Source organism: Pseudomonas sp. Van50, assembly GCF_055390755.1.
In genome coordinates this window covers 5,832,316-5,847,116 of the sequence record NZ_AP024343.1, presented here as the reverse complement: position 1 = coordinate 5,847,116, position 14,801 = coordinate 5,832,316, and the positions used below count along the sequence as shown (strand labels likewise).

The 14,801-nt window shown below is 60.4% G+C and carries 14 protein-coding genes and 1 pseudogene; 11 read left to right on the top strand and 4 right to left on the bottom strand.

The genetic code is table 11. From position 1 onward, the window contains the following. Window positions 1–126: 126 nt before the first annotated feature. On the bottom strand, window positions 127–1,044 hold the full coding sequence (locus tag ACZ5M5_RS25155) for a LysR family transcriptional regulator (protein WP_464738127.1): 918 nt from the start codon (window positions 1,042–1,044) through the stop codon (window positions 127–129). Window positions 1,045–1,142: 98 nt separating this feature from the next. Here ACZ5M5_RS25155 and ACZ5M5_RS25150 point away from each other — a divergent pair, with 98 nt between their 5' ends. Continuing rightward, a complete protein-coding gene (locus tag ACZ5M5_RS25150) occupies window positions 1,143–2,318 on the top strand; it encodes an aspartate aminotransferase family protein (protein ID WP_103308317.1) in 1,176 nt (391 codons plus the stop codon). A 150-nt stretch (window positions 2,319–2,468) separates the two neighbouring features. Continuing rightward, entirely contained in the window at window positions 2,469–3,206 is a 738-nt protein-coding gene (locus ACZ5M5_RS25145) for a YiaD family glycine zipper/OmpA-like lipoprotein (RefSeq protein ID WP_063324469.1), read from the top strand. 230 nt (window positions 3,207–3,436) lie between these two features. Here ACZ5M5_RS25145 and ACZ5M5_RS25140 read toward each other — a convergent pair whose 3' ends face one another. Further along, window positions 3,437–3,874 carry a Z-ring associated ZapG family protein gene (locus ACZ5M5_RS25140; protein ID WP_003205372.1) on the bottom strand — a complete coding sequence of 146 codons (438 nt, stop codon included), beginning with the start codon at window positions 3,872–3,874 and terminating at the stop codon, window positions 3,437–3,439. Between the two features lie 147 nt (window positions 3,875–4,021). Between ACZ5M5_RS25140 and ACZ5M5_RS25135 the strand changes: the two genes are divergently transcribed. The 3 genes from ACZ5M5_RS25135 to zapE all read left to right on the top strand — a co-directional run bounded on the left by ACZ5M5_RS25135 (window position 4,022) and on the right by zapE (window position 7,228). After that, entirely contained in the window at window positions 4,022–4,651 is a 630-nt protein-coding gene (locus ACZ5M5_RS25135) for an alpha/beta hydrolase (protein ID WP_060740740.1), read from the top strand. A 24-nt stretch (window positions 4,652–4,675) separates the two neighbouring features. After that, a complete protein-coding gene (locus ACZ5M5_RS25130; RefSeq protein WP_060740741.1) occupies window positions 4,676–6,031 on the top strand; it encodes a tryptophan--tRNA ligase in 1,356 nt (451 codons plus the stop codon). A gap of 102 nt (window positions 6,032–6,133) precedes the next feature. Beyond that, a complete protein-coding gene (gene zapE, locus ACZ5M5_RS25125; RefSeq protein WP_060740742.1) occupies window positions 6,134–7,228 on the top strand; it encodes a cell division protein ZapE in 1,095 nt (364 codons plus the stop codon). Between the two features lie 190 nt (window positions 7,229–7,418). On the opposite strand, the gene ACZ5M5_RS25120 is transcribed toward zapE, so the two are convergent. Further along, entirely contained in the window at window positions 7,419–8,315 is an 897-nt protein-coding gene (locus ACZ5M5_RS25120) for a GlxA family transcriptional regulator (protein WP_203225795.1), read from the bottom strand. Window positions 8,316–8,559: 244 nt separating this feature from the next. Between ACZ5M5_RS25120 and ACZ5M5_RS25115 the strand changes: the two genes are divergently transcribed. Next, window positions 8,560–9,696 (top strand): acyl-CoA dehydrogenase family protein, encoded by a 1,137-nt coding sequence (locus ACZ5M5_RS25115; RefSeq protein ID WP_060740744.1) that lies wholly within the window; start codon window positions 8,560–8,562, stop codon window positions 9,694–9,696. Between the two features lie 116 nt (window positions 9,697–9,812). Here ACZ5M5_RS25115 and ACZ5M5_RS25110 read toward each other — a convergent pair. Then, window positions 9,813–10,852: pseudogene (locus ACZ5M5_RS25110) on the bottom strand (NADP(H)-dependent aldo-keto reductase). Between the two features lie 245 nt (window positions 10,853–11,097). Here ACZ5M5_RS25110 and rplM point away from each other — a divergent pair. The 5 genes from rplM to ACZ5M5_RS25085 all read left to right on the top strand — a co-directional run bounded on the left by rplM (window position 11,098) and on the right by ACZ5M5_RS25085 (window position 14,776). Then, window positions 11,098–11,526 (top strand): 50S ribosomal protein L13, encoded by a 429-nt coding sequence (gene rplM, locus ACZ5M5_RS25105; RefSeq protein WP_003205365.1) that lies wholly within the window; start codon window positions 11,098–11,100, stop codon window positions 11,524–11,526. A 14-nt stretch (window positions 11,527–11,540) separates the two neighbouring features. After that, window positions 11,541–11,933: a 30S ribosomal protein S9 gene (gene rpsI, locus ACZ5M5_RS25100; protein ID WP_003205364.1), complete on the top strand. Its 393-nt coding sequence runs from the start codon at window positions 11,541–11,543 to the stop codon at window positions 11,931–11,933. Window positions 11,934–12,189: 256 nt separating this feature from the next. Beyond that, the gene (gene petA, locus ACZ5M5_RS25095) at window positions 12,190–12,783 is read left to right on the top strand and encodes a ubiquinol-cytochrome c reductase iron-sulfur subunit (RefSeq protein ID WP_060740746.1); all 594 of its coding nucleotides are present in this window, start codon (window positions 12,190–12,192) and stop codon (window positions 12,781–12,783) included. Beyond that, window positions 12,783–13,994, top strand: a complete 1,212-nt coding sequence (locus ACZ5M5_RS25090) for a cytochrome b (protein ID WP_030138561.1) — start codon at window positions 12,783–12,785, stop codon at window positions 13,992–13,994. The genes petA and ACZ5M5_RS25090 overlap by 1 nt, the downstream gene beginning before the upstream one ends. Next, the gene (locus ACZ5M5_RS25085; RefSeq protein ID WP_060740747.1) at window positions 13,994–14,776 is read left to right on the top strand and encodes a cytochrome c1; all 783 of its coding nucleotides are present in this window, start codon (window positions 13,994–13,996) and stop codon (window positions 14,774–14,776) included. The genes ACZ5M5_RS25090 and ACZ5M5_RS25085 overlap by 1 nt, the downstream gene beginning before the upstream one ends. Window positions 14,777–14,801: the final 25 nt, after the last annotated feature.

The following is a 14,801-nucleotide window of genomic DNA, read 5'->3' as shown; positions in this document are numbered from 1 at the left end:
GGGGTCACTAGCGGGGGCGATGTCCTGTAGGAGCTGCCGAAGGCTGCGATCTTTCGGGCTTTCGCTCGGGACTCAAGCGTCTGGGGAAAGATCGCAGCCTCGTTGCACTCGTCAGCTCCTGCGTCGTCATTCGGGTTGGGCTGGGGGTTTACCCCATTTCTCCAGCGCGAACTCGACAAAACTGCGCAGTTTCGGCAAGCGGTAGCGATCCTGCGCGTACATCAGGCTCATCGGCCGATGGGGCAATTGGTAGCCCTGCAGCAACGCCACCAAGTGCCCCTCCTTCAGGTCCTGGGCCACCAGGGCATCGGGCAGCATCACCACGCCCATCCCGGCCAGGGCGGCGCGATGCAGGCCCGAGGAACTGTTGATCAGCATCGGTCCGTTCACCGGGACTTTGATCTCGCCGTCCGGCCCGTTGATGGGCCAGTGATCCTGGGCGAAGCGCCATTCGTCTGCTGCCGAATAGGCAAACGACAGGCAGTCGTGTCGTTGCAGGTCCGCCGGTTGTTCCGGCGTGCCGCGCCGGGCCAGGTAAGCGGGGGAGGCGCAGATGGTCAGGGTGTAGTCCAGCAACGGACGGGCAATCAGCTTCGGGTCGGGATGGCCGAGGCGGATGGCGACGTCGAAGCCATGGTCGAGCAGGTCCAGGCGCTGGTTGGTCAGCACCACGTCGAGCTTGACCTGGGCGAAGCGCTGGCTGAATTCGGCCAGCGCCGGTGAAAGGCGTTCGGTACCGAAGGTCAGTGGTGCGGTGATGCGCAGGGTGCCGGTGGGCTCGCCTTGGGTCTGTTCGGCCAGGCGTTCGGAGTCGGCCACCAGCCCCAGTACTTCCAGACAGCGCTGGTAGTAGGCCGAGCCGAATTCGGTCAGGCGCTGGCGCCGCGTCGTACGGTTGATCAGGCGCACGCCGAGGCGTTGCTCCAGGGCACGAAGATGATTGCCCACCATGGTGGTGGACATTTCGCACGCCTGGGCCGCCGCCGTCAGGCTCCCGGTTTCTACCACCTTCACGTAAACGGTCATCGCCTGGAACAGGTCCATTATAAAGCTCAGCTTATAAATGATTGAAGTAAAGCAGCGTTTATCCAGCCTTGGTGGCTAACCATACTGGAAAAAACCACCCGATGGAGCTTGATGCCATGACCGCTGCCTGCCTGATGACCACTTACCAACCCCTGGCGCTGAATTTCACCCATGGTTTGGGGACGCGCCTGTGGGATCAGGACGGTCGTGAATACCTCGATGCGGTGGCGGGCGTGGCGGTGACCAATGTCGGCCATTCCCACCCGCGGCTGGTGGCCGCCATCAGCGAGCAGGCCGGCCTGCTGTTGCACACCTCCAACCTGTACAGCATCGATTGGCAGCAACGCCTGGCGCAAAAGCTCACCCAGCTGTCGGGGATGGAGCGGGCGTTTTTCAATAACTCCGGCGCCGAGGCCAACGAAACCGCGCTGAAGCTGGCGCGCCTCTACGGCTGGCACAAGGGTATCGAGCAGCCCTTGGTGGTGGTCATGGACAACGCATTCCATGGACGCACCTTGGGCACCATGTCCGCCAGTGACGGTCCGTCCGTGCGGCTGGGTTACAACCGGTTGCCGGGGGATTTCATCAAGGTGCCGTTCGGCGATCTCGCGGCGCTGGAACAGATTCAACAGGCTCACGCCGAACGCATCGTCGCGGTGCTGGTGGAGCCGATCCAGGGTGAGAGCGGTGTGCAACTCGCACCACCAGGGTACCTCAAGGCCTTGCGGCAGTTATGCAGTCGGCGCGCCTGGCTGTTGATGCTCGACGAGATCCAGACCGGCATCGGGCGCACCGGCCAATGGTTCGCGTTCCAGCACGAGGGCATCGTGCCGGATGTCATGACCCTGGCCAAGGGCCTGGGCAACGGTGTGCCTATCGGTGCCTGCCTGGCACGGGGCAAGGCTGCCGAGCTGTTTACCCCTGGCAGCCATGGCAGTACGTTCGGCGGCAATCCGCTGGCCTGTCGGGTCGGTTGCACAGTGTTGGACATCATCGAGGAGCAAGCGCTGGTGGGTAACGCCAGGCACCAGGGCGAACAATTGCTGAGCCGGCTGCGGACCGAGCTGGCGGACAACCCGAATGTCTTGGCGATTCGCGGGCAGGGCTTGATGATCGGCATCGAACTCAAGCAACCGGTCCGCGACCTGACCCTTCGCGCCGCCCGGGACCACGGCCTGCTGATCAATGTCACCCGGGGCCAGACCATCCGCCTGCTGCCGCCGCTGACGATCGATGGGCGGGAAGTGGAGATGATTGTCAGGGGTGTGAGCCGCTGTCTGGCGCAAGGCTGAGGCAACCCGCCCAGACGACGGTTTTTTCTGAAGCAGCCGGGCGAAGCGCAACGCAGCGGGACGGAATTTTTAACGATTGCCGCGTTCCAACGCCTGCCAGAGTCGATTGCCTACGCCCTGGCACTTCAGACTGAAAACCAGGAGCATTCCATGTTCACCTCGCGTCGCTTGATCGTTGTCGCTACTGCTGTGGCCTTGTTGTCCGGCTGTGCGTCGCCTAACCCCTATGACAACCAGGGCCAGGCCTCTACCGAATCGTCGGGCATGAGCAAAACCGCCAAGTACGGCGGCCTCGGTGCGCTGGCGGGGGCGTTGGCCGGTGCGGCCATCGGTCACGATAACCGGGGCAAGGGTGCGTTGATCGGTGCGGCGGTGGTGGGGGCTTCCGCGGCCGGCTACGGTTACTACGCCGACCAGCAGGAAAAGAAACTGCGCGCCAGCATGGCCAATACCGGCGTTGAAGTGCAGCGCCAGGGCGACCAGATCAAGTTGATCATGCCGGGCAACATCACCTTCGCCACCGACTCGGCGAACATCGCGTCCAGCTTCTACCAGCCGCTGAACAACCTGGCCAATTCCCTCAAGGAGTTCAACCAGAACCAGATCGAGATCGTCGGTTACACCGACAGCACCGGCAGCCGCCAGCACAACATGGACCTGTCCCAGCGCCGTGCCCAGAGCGTGGCGACCTACCTGACGTCCCAGGGCGTGAGCGGTGCCAACCTCTCGGCCCGTGGCGCCGGCCCGGACAATCCGGTGGCCAGCAACGCCGACGTCAATGGCCGCGCGCAAAACCGTCGTGTCGAGGTCAACCTCAAGGCCATTCCTGGCCAGCAATATCAGGAGGCGCCGCAGCAGCAGGGGCAGACTTACCAGCAGTACCCATGATCGCTGGGCGGTAAATGAAACGGGGGCTCTGGAAACAGGGCCCCCGTTTTTTGTGGCTGGCGCCACCCCTGTGGGAGCGAGCTTGCTCGCGATAGCGGTCTGCCTGAGCCGGTGATGTGGGATGTGCCGCCATCATCGCGAGCAAGCTCGCTCCCACAGGGGATTTTCCTGGACTAAAAAAAAGCCCGCCCGATCATGTGATCGGGCGGGCTTTTGGTGTCGCTCGCAAATTACTTCTTCAAACCGTAATGCTCATCGAGCATGCCGGGCGAATTCGGGGCCTTGGGGGCGTAGTCCCGCGGCGGTTCCTGGATCCCTTTTGGTGGGGTCAGGCGTTCCCGTGGAGTCTGTGCCGCATCGGCTTGCAGGGCGGCCAGCAGGCGCTGGCGAGTCTGCTCGTCCAGGGCCAGGCGATTGGCACCCTCGGACAAATGATCCTGGACATCCTGGTAGCTCTGGGTGAGTTTTTTCACCAGAGAAGCGGTGCTGTTGAAGTGGGTGACCACTTCATTCTGATAACTGTCGAAACGTTCCTGAATGTCGTCCAGCTGACGTTGCGTGCTGTTGGGCACCGCATTGGGCAGCAGTCGGGCAAGCAGGAATCCAATGGCGACACCGGCAACCAGGGCAAGAGTCGGCAACAACCAAACTAAGAGCGAGTGTTCCACGAGTCCTTCCTCTATAAACGGCTTTGCTTTACGTTAACGGCTCGGACCTGCGCTGTATACCGCGAAGAACATCGCAATCATGCCAGGCACAGACTTTAGCTAGACGAGTCGACCCAATTCGGGGTCACGGAGTTCTTTACCTTGCTTATGCGCGAAACCCCTGTCGTCATCGATGGCCCCGTGGGCCAACTGGAAGCCTTGTACCTGGACAGCGAGGCCCCCCGTGGCCTGGCGCTGATCTGCCACCCGAACCCGGTGCAGGGCGGGACCATGCTCAACAAAGTGGTCTCGACCCTGCAACGCACTGCCCGCGATGCTGGGCTGGTTACGTTGCGTTTCAATTATCGTGGCGTGGGTGCCAGCGCCGGCACCCATGACATGGGCACTGGCGAAGTGGATGACGCCCAGGCTGTTGCCCAATGGTTGCGTGAAAAATACCCGCAATTGCCCCTGACCCTGTTCGGTTTTTCCTTTGGCGGCTTTGTCGCCGCCAGCCTTGGCGGGCGCCTGGAAGCCCAGGGGCAACCGGTCAAGCACCTGTTCATGGTGGCCCCGGCGGTGATGCGCCTGGACGAGCGATCGCCCTTGCCGACCGGTGGCGAATTGACCGTGATCCAGCCGGAAACCGACGAAGTGGTCGATCCGCAGCTGGTTTACGAATGGTCCGACACGCTCCAACGCCCCCATGAGCTGCTGAAAGTGGCAGAATGCGGACACTTTTTTCATGGCAAGCTGACCGATCTCAAGGATCTGATTCTGCCGCGCCTCTCGAATTGATAGCAGTCTGACAAGCGATAACCCATGACGACGCGTACCCGTATCCTGACCGGCATCACCACCACCGGCACCCCGCACCTGGGCAACTATGCCGGCGCCATCCGTCCGGCGATCCTCGCCAGCCGCGACAGCAACGCCGATTCGTTCTACTTCCTGGCCGACTACCACGCCCTGATCAAGTGCGATGACCCGCTGCGTATCCAGCGTTCGCGCCTGGAGATCGCCGCCACTTGGCTGGCCGGCGGCCTGGATGTGGACCGCGTGACGTTCTATCGCCAGTCCGATATTCCCGAGATCCCGGAACTGACCTGGCTGCTGACCTGCGTCGCGGCCAAGGGCCTGCTCAACCGTGCCCACGCCTACAAGGCCTCGGTGGACAAGAATGTCGAGGCCGGCGAAGACCCGGACGCCGGTGTCACCATGGGCCTCTACAGCTACCCGATCCTCATGGCCGCCGACATTCTGATGTTCAACGCCCACAAGGTCCCGGTCGGTCGCGACCAGATCCAGCACGTGGAAATGGCCCGCGACATCGGCCAGCGCTTCAATCACCTGTTCGGCCAGGGCAAGGAGTTCTTCACCATGCCCGAGGCGCTGATCGAAGAAAGCGTGGCCACGCTGCCGGGCCTCGATGGCCGCAAGATGTCCAAGAGCTACGACAACACCATCCCGTTGTTCAGCAGCGCCAAGGACATGAAGGACGCGATCTCGCGGATCGTCACCGACTCCCGTGCCCCGGGCGAAGCCAAGGATCCGGACAATTCGCACCTGTTCACCCTGTTCCAGGCCTTCGCCACTGCCGAACAGTCCGCCGAGTTCCGCAGCGAACTGCTGCAAGGCCTGGGTTGGGGCGAAGCCAAGAACCGCCTGTTCCAGTTGCTCGACAACGAGCTGGGTGAAGCGCGCGAGCGTTATCACCAGTTCATCGAACGTCCGTCGGACCTTGAAGACATCCTGCAACTGGGCGCGAGCAAGGCCCGGGCCGTGGCAACGCCGTTCCTCAACGAACTGCGCGAGGCCGTTGGCCTGCGTTCGTTCGTCAGCCAGGTCCAGGTGGCAACCCAGGTCAAAAAGAAAGCGGCCAAGGCGGCTCGTTTCGTCAGCTTCCGCGAGGATGACGGCAGTTTCCGTTTCCGCCTGCTTTCTGCCGATGGCGAGCAACTGTTGCTCTCGAACAATTTTGCCGATGGCAAGACTGCAGGGCAGGTGACCAAGCAATTGCAATCCGGCCAACCCTTGGACGTGCGCAGCGACGACCTGGGTTTCAGCGTCTGGCTCGACGGTGAGTGCGTGGCGAACAGCCCGGCCTTCGCCGACAGCGCCGCCCGGGATGCGGCCATCGATGCGCTGCGCGTTGCCCTGACACCTGCCCAGGACTGATCGCTGCGCGTCACCCGACCATCGGCCCGAATAAGGGCCGATTGCCATTCCTCTGGGCCATCGCTACAGTGACGGCCCGTTTTTGTTGCCTTGCTAACGAATATGACGCCCCTAGAACGATATCAAGCTGATCTGAAACGCCCGGAGTTCTTCCACGACGCAGCCCAGGAAACGGCGGTGCGGCATTTGCAGCGCCTGTACGACGACCTGGTCGCGGCCTCGAACAACAAGCCGGGCCTGTTGGGCAAACTGTTCGGCAAAAAAGACCAGGCACCGGTCAAGGGCCTGTATTTCTGGGGCGGCGTTGGCCGTGGCAAGACCTACCTGGTGGACACCTTCTTCGAAGCGCTGCCGTTCAAGGAAAAGACACGCACGCACTTCCACCGCTTCATGAAGCGCGTGCACGAGGAAATGAAGACCCTGGGGGGCGAGAAGAACCCGCTGACCATCATCGCCAAGCGTTTTGCCGACGAGACCCGGGTGATCTGCTTCGATGAGTTCTTCGTTTCCGACATCACCGACGCCATGATCCTGGGCACCTTGATGGAAGAGCTGTTCAAGAATGGCGTGACCCTGGTCGCCACCTCGAACATCGTGCCGGACGGCCTGTACAAGGACGGCCTGCAGCGGGCGCGGTTCCTGCCGGCCATCGCGCTGATCAAGGAACACACCGAAATCGTCAACGTCGACAGCGGCGTCGACTACCGCCTGCGTCACCTCGAACAAGCGGAGTTGTTCCACTTTCCGTTGGATGCCGCCGCCGAAGAAAGCCTGCGCAAGAGCTTCCGCGCCCTGACGCCGGAATGCACCCAGGCGGTGGAAAACGATGTGCTGATCATCGAAAACCGCGAGATCCGCGCCATCCGCACCTGTGACGACGTGGCCTGGTTCGACTTCCGCGAACTGTGCGACGGCCCGCGCAGCCAGAACGACTACATCGAGCTGGGCAAGATCTTCCACGCCGTGTTGCTCAGCGGCGTCGAGCAGATGAGCGTCACCACCGACGACATCGCCCGTCGCTTCATCAATATGGTCGACGAGTTCTACGACCGTAACGTGAAGCTGATCATTTCGGCCGAAGTCGAACTCAAGGACCTCTACACCGGCGGTCGCCTGACCTTCGAGTTCCAGCGGACCTTGAGTCGTTTATTGGAGATGCAATCCCACGAATTCCTGTCGCGAGCGCATAAGCCGTAGGGTGATTCGCAAAGCAAAGAAGGCCTGCGTTCGCAGGCCTTTTTTGTACGCTCGAAATCAGTCGGTCACTGCAAAACCCTGTGGGAGCGAGCTTGCTCGCGATGGCGTCTTGTCAGTCAACATCAGGCCTGCTGAACCACCGCCATCGCGAGCAAGCTCGCTCCCACATGGGATTGCGTTCAGCTCTGGTTCACGCCGCCTGCTGAAACTGCTGCCGATACTGGTTCGGCGACAGGTCGGTATGTTGCCGGAACAAGCGTGCGAAAAAGCTCGCGTCGTCGTAGCCGACTTCGTAGCTGATGGTCTTGATGCTCTTGCGGCTGCCGGAGAGCAGGCCCTTGGCGGTTTCGATCCGCAGTCGTTGCAGGTAATGCAGCGGCTTGTCGCCCGTGGCGGTCTGGAAGCGGCGCATGAAATTGCGGATGCTCATGCCATGCTCCCGGGCAACATCCTCGAAGCGGAATTTATCGGCGAAGTGCTCTTCGAGCCATTGCTGGATCTGCAGGATGATCACGTCCTGGTGCAGTTTCTGCCCGCCAAAGCCGATCCGTCCCGGCGAATAGCTGCGTTGCACTTCATACAGGATGTCCCGCGCCACGGCCTGGGCCACATTGGCGCCGCAGAAGCGTTCAATGAGGTAAATGTAGAGGTCGCAGGCTGAGGTCGTGCCGCCGGCGCAAAACAGGTTGTCGGCGTCGGTCAGGTGCTTGTCCTGGTTCAGGTGCACCTGGGGGAAGCGCTCCTTGAAGGCGTTGAAGAAGCGCCAGTAGGTGGTCGCTTCCTTGCCGTCGAGCAGACCGGCTTCGGCCAGCCAGAACACCCCGGTGGCTTCGCCGCAGAGGACCGCGCCGCGAGCGTGTTGTTCGCGTAGCCAGGGCAGTACCTGGGGGTAGCGTTGGCAGAGGCTGGCGAAATCATCCCAGAAGGCCGGCAGGATGATGACGTCGGTGTTTTCCAGGCCTCCGTCCACCGGCATGATCACATCGCTGAAGCTGTTCACCGGTTTGCCATCGGGGCTGACCACCCGGGTTTCAAACGCCGGTGTCAGACCGTGGCCCAGCTGTTTGCCATAGCGCAGGCTGGCCAGGTGGAAAAAATCCTTGGCTTGCATGAGGGTGAAGGCGAAGACCCGGTCGATTGCCAGGATGCTGACGCGCCGCAAGGGCGTGGAGGCGTGCATAGACATAATTCATCTTTATTTTTATAGGGGAAAGTGGTCACTAGACGGCTGGATCGTCTTATTTTTTGTCGGATGTGTCCAGTGTCCTGTCGTACACCGCAGGCTTAGGCTCTGTCGGATAACCACGTCCAACAATAATCAAAGGTGCGCCATGATCCCAAGAACACTGTTCAGTCCCGAGCACGAATTGTTTCGCGACAGCGTACGAACCTTCCTCGAAAAAGAAGCCGTGCCGTACCACAGTCAGTGGGAAAAACAGGGGCATGTCGATCGCCAGCTCTGGAACAAGGCGGGGGAGGCGGGGATGTTGTGCTCGCACCTTCCAGAGGCTTATGGCGGGTTGGACGCGGACTTCCTCTACAGCACGGTGGTGATCGAGGAGATCGGCCGCCTGGGGCTGACGGGGATCGGTTTCTCGCTGCATTCCGACATCGTCGCGCCGTACATCCTGCATTACGGCAGTGAGGCGCTGAAACACAAGTACCTGCCGAAACTGGTGTCTGGCGAAATGGTCACGGCCATCGCGATGACCGAGCCGGGCGCCGGTTCCGACCTGCAAGGGGTGAAGACCACGGCGGTGCTGGACGGTGACGAATACGTCATCAACGGCTCCAAGACGTTCATCACCAATGGTTTCCTGGCGGACCTGGTGATTGTGGTCGCCAAGACCGACCCCAAGGCTGGTGCCAAGGGCACCAGCCTGTTCCTGGTGGAGGCGGGCACGCCGGGCTTCGAAAAGGGCAAGCGCCTGGAAAAAGTCGGAATGAAGGCCCAGGACACGTCGGAACTGTTCTTCCAGGATGTCCGCGTGCCGAAGGACAACCTGCTCGGGCAGGCCGGAATGGGCTTTGCCTACCTGATGCAAGAGCTCCCCCAGGAGCGCCTGACCGTCGCCATCGGCGGCCTGGCTTCGGCCGAAGCGGCGCTGCAATGGACCCTGGACTACACCCGCGAGCGCAAGGCGTTCGGCAAAACCATCGCCGACTTCCAGAACACCCGTTTCAAGCTCGCGGAAATGGCTACCGAAATCCAGATTGGCCGGGTCTTCGTCGACCGCTGCCTGGAACTGCACCTGCAAGGCAAGCTGGACGTGCCGACGGCGGCGATGGCCAAGTACTGGGGCACCGACCTGCAATGCAAGGTGCTCGACGAGTGCGTGCAGTTGCATGGCGGCTACGGCTTCATGTGGGAATACCCGATTGCCCGGGCATGGGCGGATGCGCGGGTGCAGCGGATCTATGCCGGGACCAATGAAATCATGAAGGAGATCATTGCGCGGTCGCTTTGATGCGGTGGTGGGCTTGGGTCCGCTATCGCGAGCAAGCTCGCTCCCACATGGGGCTCCTGCATTGGCGCAGAAACCCTGTGGGAGCGAGCTTGCTCGTGATGGGGCCTATGAATCAATCAAGGCGCAGGGTTCGGCTGATCCTTGTGAATCGCCTCGATCCCCGCCAGCACTTCGTCCGACAGCTTCAGGTCGGCGCTTTCGATGTTGCTGTCCAGTTGCTCCAGGGTGGTGGCGCCAATGATGTTGCTGGTCACGAACGGCTGTTGGGTGACGAACGCCAGGGCCATCTGCGCCGGGTCCAGGCCGTGCTCACGGGCCAGCGCCACGTACCGGCTGCACGCGGCTTCCGATTGAGCGTTGAAATAGCGTGTGAAGCGGCTGTAGAGCGTCAAACGCCCCTTGGCCGGTCGTGCGCCGTTCTCATATTTGCCCGACAGGAAGCCGAACGCCAAGGGTGAGTAAGCCAGCAGGCCGCACTGTTCACGGATGGCGATTTCCGCCAGGCCGACCTCGAAGCTGCGGTTGAGCAGGTTGTACGGGTTCTGGATCGACACCGCCCGCGGCCAGCCACGGGCCTCGGCCAGGGCCAGGAACTTCATGGTGCCCCACGGTGTTTCGTTGGACAGGCCGATGTGGCGGATCTTGCCGGCCCGGACCTGTTCGTCCAGGGCTTCGAGGGTTTCCTCCAGTGGGGTGAACGTTTCGTCGGCCTTGTGCTGGTAGCCCAGTTGACCGAAGAAGTTGGTGCTGCGCTCCGGCCAGTGCAACTGATAGAGGTCGATGTAGTCGGTTTGCAGGCGCTTGAGGCTGGCGTCCAGCGCTTCGACGATGTGCTGGCGGTTGTGCTTGAGGTTCTTGTCACGGATGTAGTCGATGGTGTTGCCGGGACCGGCGATCTTGCTCGCCAGGATCCAGTCGGCACGGTCGCCGCGGCTTTTGAAATAATTGCCGATGTAGCGCTCGGTGGTGGCGTAGGTCTCGGCCTTGGGGGCACCGGGTACATCTCGGCGGTGTCCATGAAATTGATGCCGGCACCCTTGGCGCGTTCGATCTGGGCGAAGGCCTCGGCCTCGCTGTTCTGCTCACCCCAGGTCATGGTGCCGAGGCACAGGGCACTCACGTTCAGATCGGTACGGCCTAGCTGGCGATAGTCCATCGGGAACTCCTTGGGCAAAACAATCATAAAAGCAGGTTGAAATATTTTTCGCAATCTGCATAATTGCGCACCTCTTTCTGCAGTGGAAGTGATGCGCCGCCGCCGAAGAATCTTGCCGTTGAACGGACGCGCCGACCCGAGCCCCCGAAAGCGTCTGTATCCGGCTGCCTTTGACTTGTCAAAGTACGCACTATTCAGTAAGATCCGCCGTCTAATTTACAGGGCGGCCCCTGAGGCTATAAAGAATGAAAACTTTTACTGCTAAACCGGAAACAGTAAAGCGCGACTGGTTTGTCGTCGACGCTGCTGGTCAGACCCTGGGTCGTCTGGCCACCGAAATCGCGAGCCGTCTGCGTGGCAAGCACAAGCCTGAGTACACCCCTCACGTTGACACCGGTGACTACATCGTCGTGATCAACGCTGAGCAAGTACGTGTTACTGGCGCTAAAACCACTGACAAAATGTACTACTCCCACTCCGGTTTTCCTGGCGGCATCAAGTCGATCAACTTTGAAAAGCTGATCGCCAAAGCCCCTGAGCGCGTGATCGAGACCGCGGTTAAAGGCATGCTGCCTAAGAACCCACTGGGTCGCGACATGTATCGTAAGCTGAAGGTTTATGCGGGCGCTGCTCACCCTCATACTGCTCAGCAGCCCCAAGAACTGAAGTTTTAACGGAATAGTTCATTATGTCGGCGACTCAAAATTACGGCACTGGCCGTCGCAAGACTGCAACCGCACGCGTTTTCCTGCGTCCGGGCACTGGTAACATCTCCATCAACAACCGCTCCCTGGATAATTTCTTCGGCCGCGAAACTGCCCGCATGGTAGTTCGTCAGCCGCTGGAACTGACCGAGACCGTCGAAAAATTCGACATCTACGTCACTGTTATCGGTGGTGGTGTAAGTGGTCAAGCTGGCGCAATCCGCCACGGCATCACTCGCGCCCTGATGGATTACGACGAAACTCTGCGTGGTGCTCTGCGCAAAGCCGGCTTCGTAACTCGCGATGCTCGCGAAGTTGAACGTAAGAAAGTCGGTCTGCGTAAAGCGCGTAAGCGTCCGCAGTACTCGAAGCGTTAATTTCGCTTCCGCTTTCAAAAGGCGCCCAGTTCCTCACGGAGCTGGGCGTTTTTTTATGGGCAAAAGAATTGCTCTGTGACAACTTGCCACATTCGTAGAGCCCCTATACTACAAGGCTTGGCGGTTTGGCCGCTTGGTAATTACCTTGTCAGAATTGGGGCTTTTCATTACCATTCGGCAAAATTTTTATAAGTTCAGATTTTTACTTAGTAGACGCCTGATCTAACAGGCCACAAAGCTGATGGGAGAGGACTGAATGAGCAATGACGGCGTGAATGCAGGCCGGCGTCGCTTCCTGGTAGCAGCCACATCCGTGGTGGGTGCTGCAGGAGCGGTGGGGGCTGCGGTCCCGTTCGTGGGGTCATGGTTTCCCAGCGCCAAGGCGAAAGCCGCAGGTGCACCGGTGAAAGTGAATGTCAGCAAGATCGAGCCAGGCCAGCAGATGATTGCTGAGTGGCGCGGCCAGCCGGTGTTCATCGTCCGCCGTACAGAGGAAATCCTGGGGAATCTGAAAAAGATCGAGGGTCAGTTGTCCGACCCGTCCTCGAAGAACTCTACGCAACCGACCTATGTCGACCCGCAGACGCGTTCGATCAAGCCAGAGGTCCTGCTGCTGATCGGGATCTGTACGCACCTGGGTTGCTCGCCAACGTTCCGCCCTGAAGTGGCGCCTGCCGACCTGGGCAAGGACTGGGTCGGTGGTTATTTCTGCCCTTGCCACGGCTCCCACTACGACCTGGCCGGTCGCGTCTACAAGTCGCAGCCTGCACCTCTGAACCTGCCAGTTCCCCCGCATTCCTATGAGACCGATGACATCATTGTCGTTGGCGTCGATACGGAGAAAGCGTGATGAGCAAACTAATGGATTGGGTTGATGCGCGCTTTCCCGCGACCAAAATGTGGGAAGACCATCTCAGCAAGTACTACGCTCCGAAGAACTTCAACTTCTTCTACTTCTTTGGCTCCCTGGCGCTGCTCGTTCTGGTCAACCAGATCGTCACCGGTGTCTGGCTGACCATGAGCTACACCCCGTCGGCGGAAGAAGCGTTTGCCTCCGTCGAATACATCATGCGCGACGTCGAGTACGGCTCGATCCTGCGTCTGCTGCACTCCACCGGCGCTTCGGCGTTCTTCATCGTGGTCTACCTGCACATGTTCCGTGGCTTGCTCTACGGTTCGTACCAGAAGCCGCGTGAACTGGTGTGGGTCTTCGGCATGCTGATCTACCTGGCGCTGATGGCCGAGGCCTTCATGGGCTACCTGCTGCCGTGGGGCCAGATGTCCTACTGGGGTGCCCAGGTGATCATCTCGCTGTTCGGTGCGATCCCGGTCATCGGTGACGACCTGACCCAGTGGATTCGTGGTGACTACCTGATCTCGGGCATCACCCTGAACCGCTTCTTCGCCCTGCACGTGGTCGCCCTGCCGATCGTGATCCTCGGCCTGGTGGTGCTGCACATCCTCGCGCTGCACGAAGTCGGCTCGAACAACCCGGATGGCGTGGACATCAAGAAACACAAGGACGAGAACGGCGTACCGCTGGATGGCATTGCCTTCCACCCGTACTACACCGTGAAAGACATCGTCGGCGTGGTGGTCTTCCTGTTCATCTTCTGCTCCATCGTGTTCTTCTTCCCGGAAATGGGTGGTTACTTCCTCGAGAAGCCGAACTTCGAGCAGGCAAACGCGTTCAAGACCCCTGAGCACATTGCCCCGGTCTGGTACTTCACGCCGTTCTACGCGATCCTGCGGGCGATCCCGGACAAGCTGCTGGGCGTTATCGCCATGGGCGCGGCCATCGCCGTGCTGTTCGTCCTGCCGTGGCTGGACCGCAGCCCCGTCAAGTCGATGCGCTACAAAGGCTGGCTGAGCAAGATCTGGCTCGTGGTGTTCTGCATTTCGTTCGTGATCCTGGGCGTGCTGGGCGTACTGGCACCGACACCTGGACGCACGCTGCTGTCGCAGGTTTGCACCTTCCTGTACTTCGCCTACTTCATTCTGATGCCTTTCTACACCAGGCTCGAGAAGACCAAACCGGTTCCGGAAAGGGTGACTGGCTGATGAAAAAGCTATTTGCTGTACTGATTCTTGCTGCTATGCCTGTACTGTCCTTCGCGGCTGAACACGGTGGTCCGGAGCTGGAAAAAGTCGACATCGACGTTTCCGACAAAGCGGCCATGCAGGACGGCGCACGTACGTTCGCCAACTACTGCATGGGTTGCCACAGTGCCAAGTTCCAGCGCTATGAGCGCGTTGCCGATGACCTGGGTATCCCCCATGAGCTGATGCTCGAGAAGCTTGTGTTCACCGGTGCCAAACTGGGCGATCACATGACCATCGGCATGCAGCCTGCGGACGCCAAGACCTGGTTCGGCGCCGCGCCGCCGGACCTGACCCTGGTTGCCCGCGTGCGTGGCACCGACTGGCTTTACGGTTACCTGCGTTCGTTCTACGAAGACCCTGCACGTCCATGGGGCGTGAACAACAAGGTCTTCCCGAACGTCGGCATGCCTAACGTTCTGGTCGGCCTCCAGGGGCGCCAGGTGGTAGGCTGCAAACAGGTTCAGATCGTTGAAGACGGCAAAAAGCAATTCGATCCGCTGACTGGCTCCGCTTTGACCCATGAAGCCTGCGACCAGCTGACCGTATTGCCGAACACCGGCAGCCTGACCCCGGAGCAGTTCGATGAGAAGGTCAAGAACCTGGTGACCTTCCTGGCCTACTCGGCCAACCCGGTGAAGCTGGAGCATCAGCGCATCGGTACCTATGTATTGCTGTACCTGGCGTTCTTCTTCGTATTCGCTTACCTGCTCAAGCGTGAATACTGGAAAGACGTGCATTGATAAAGCTGTAAGCCATTGCTGTGAA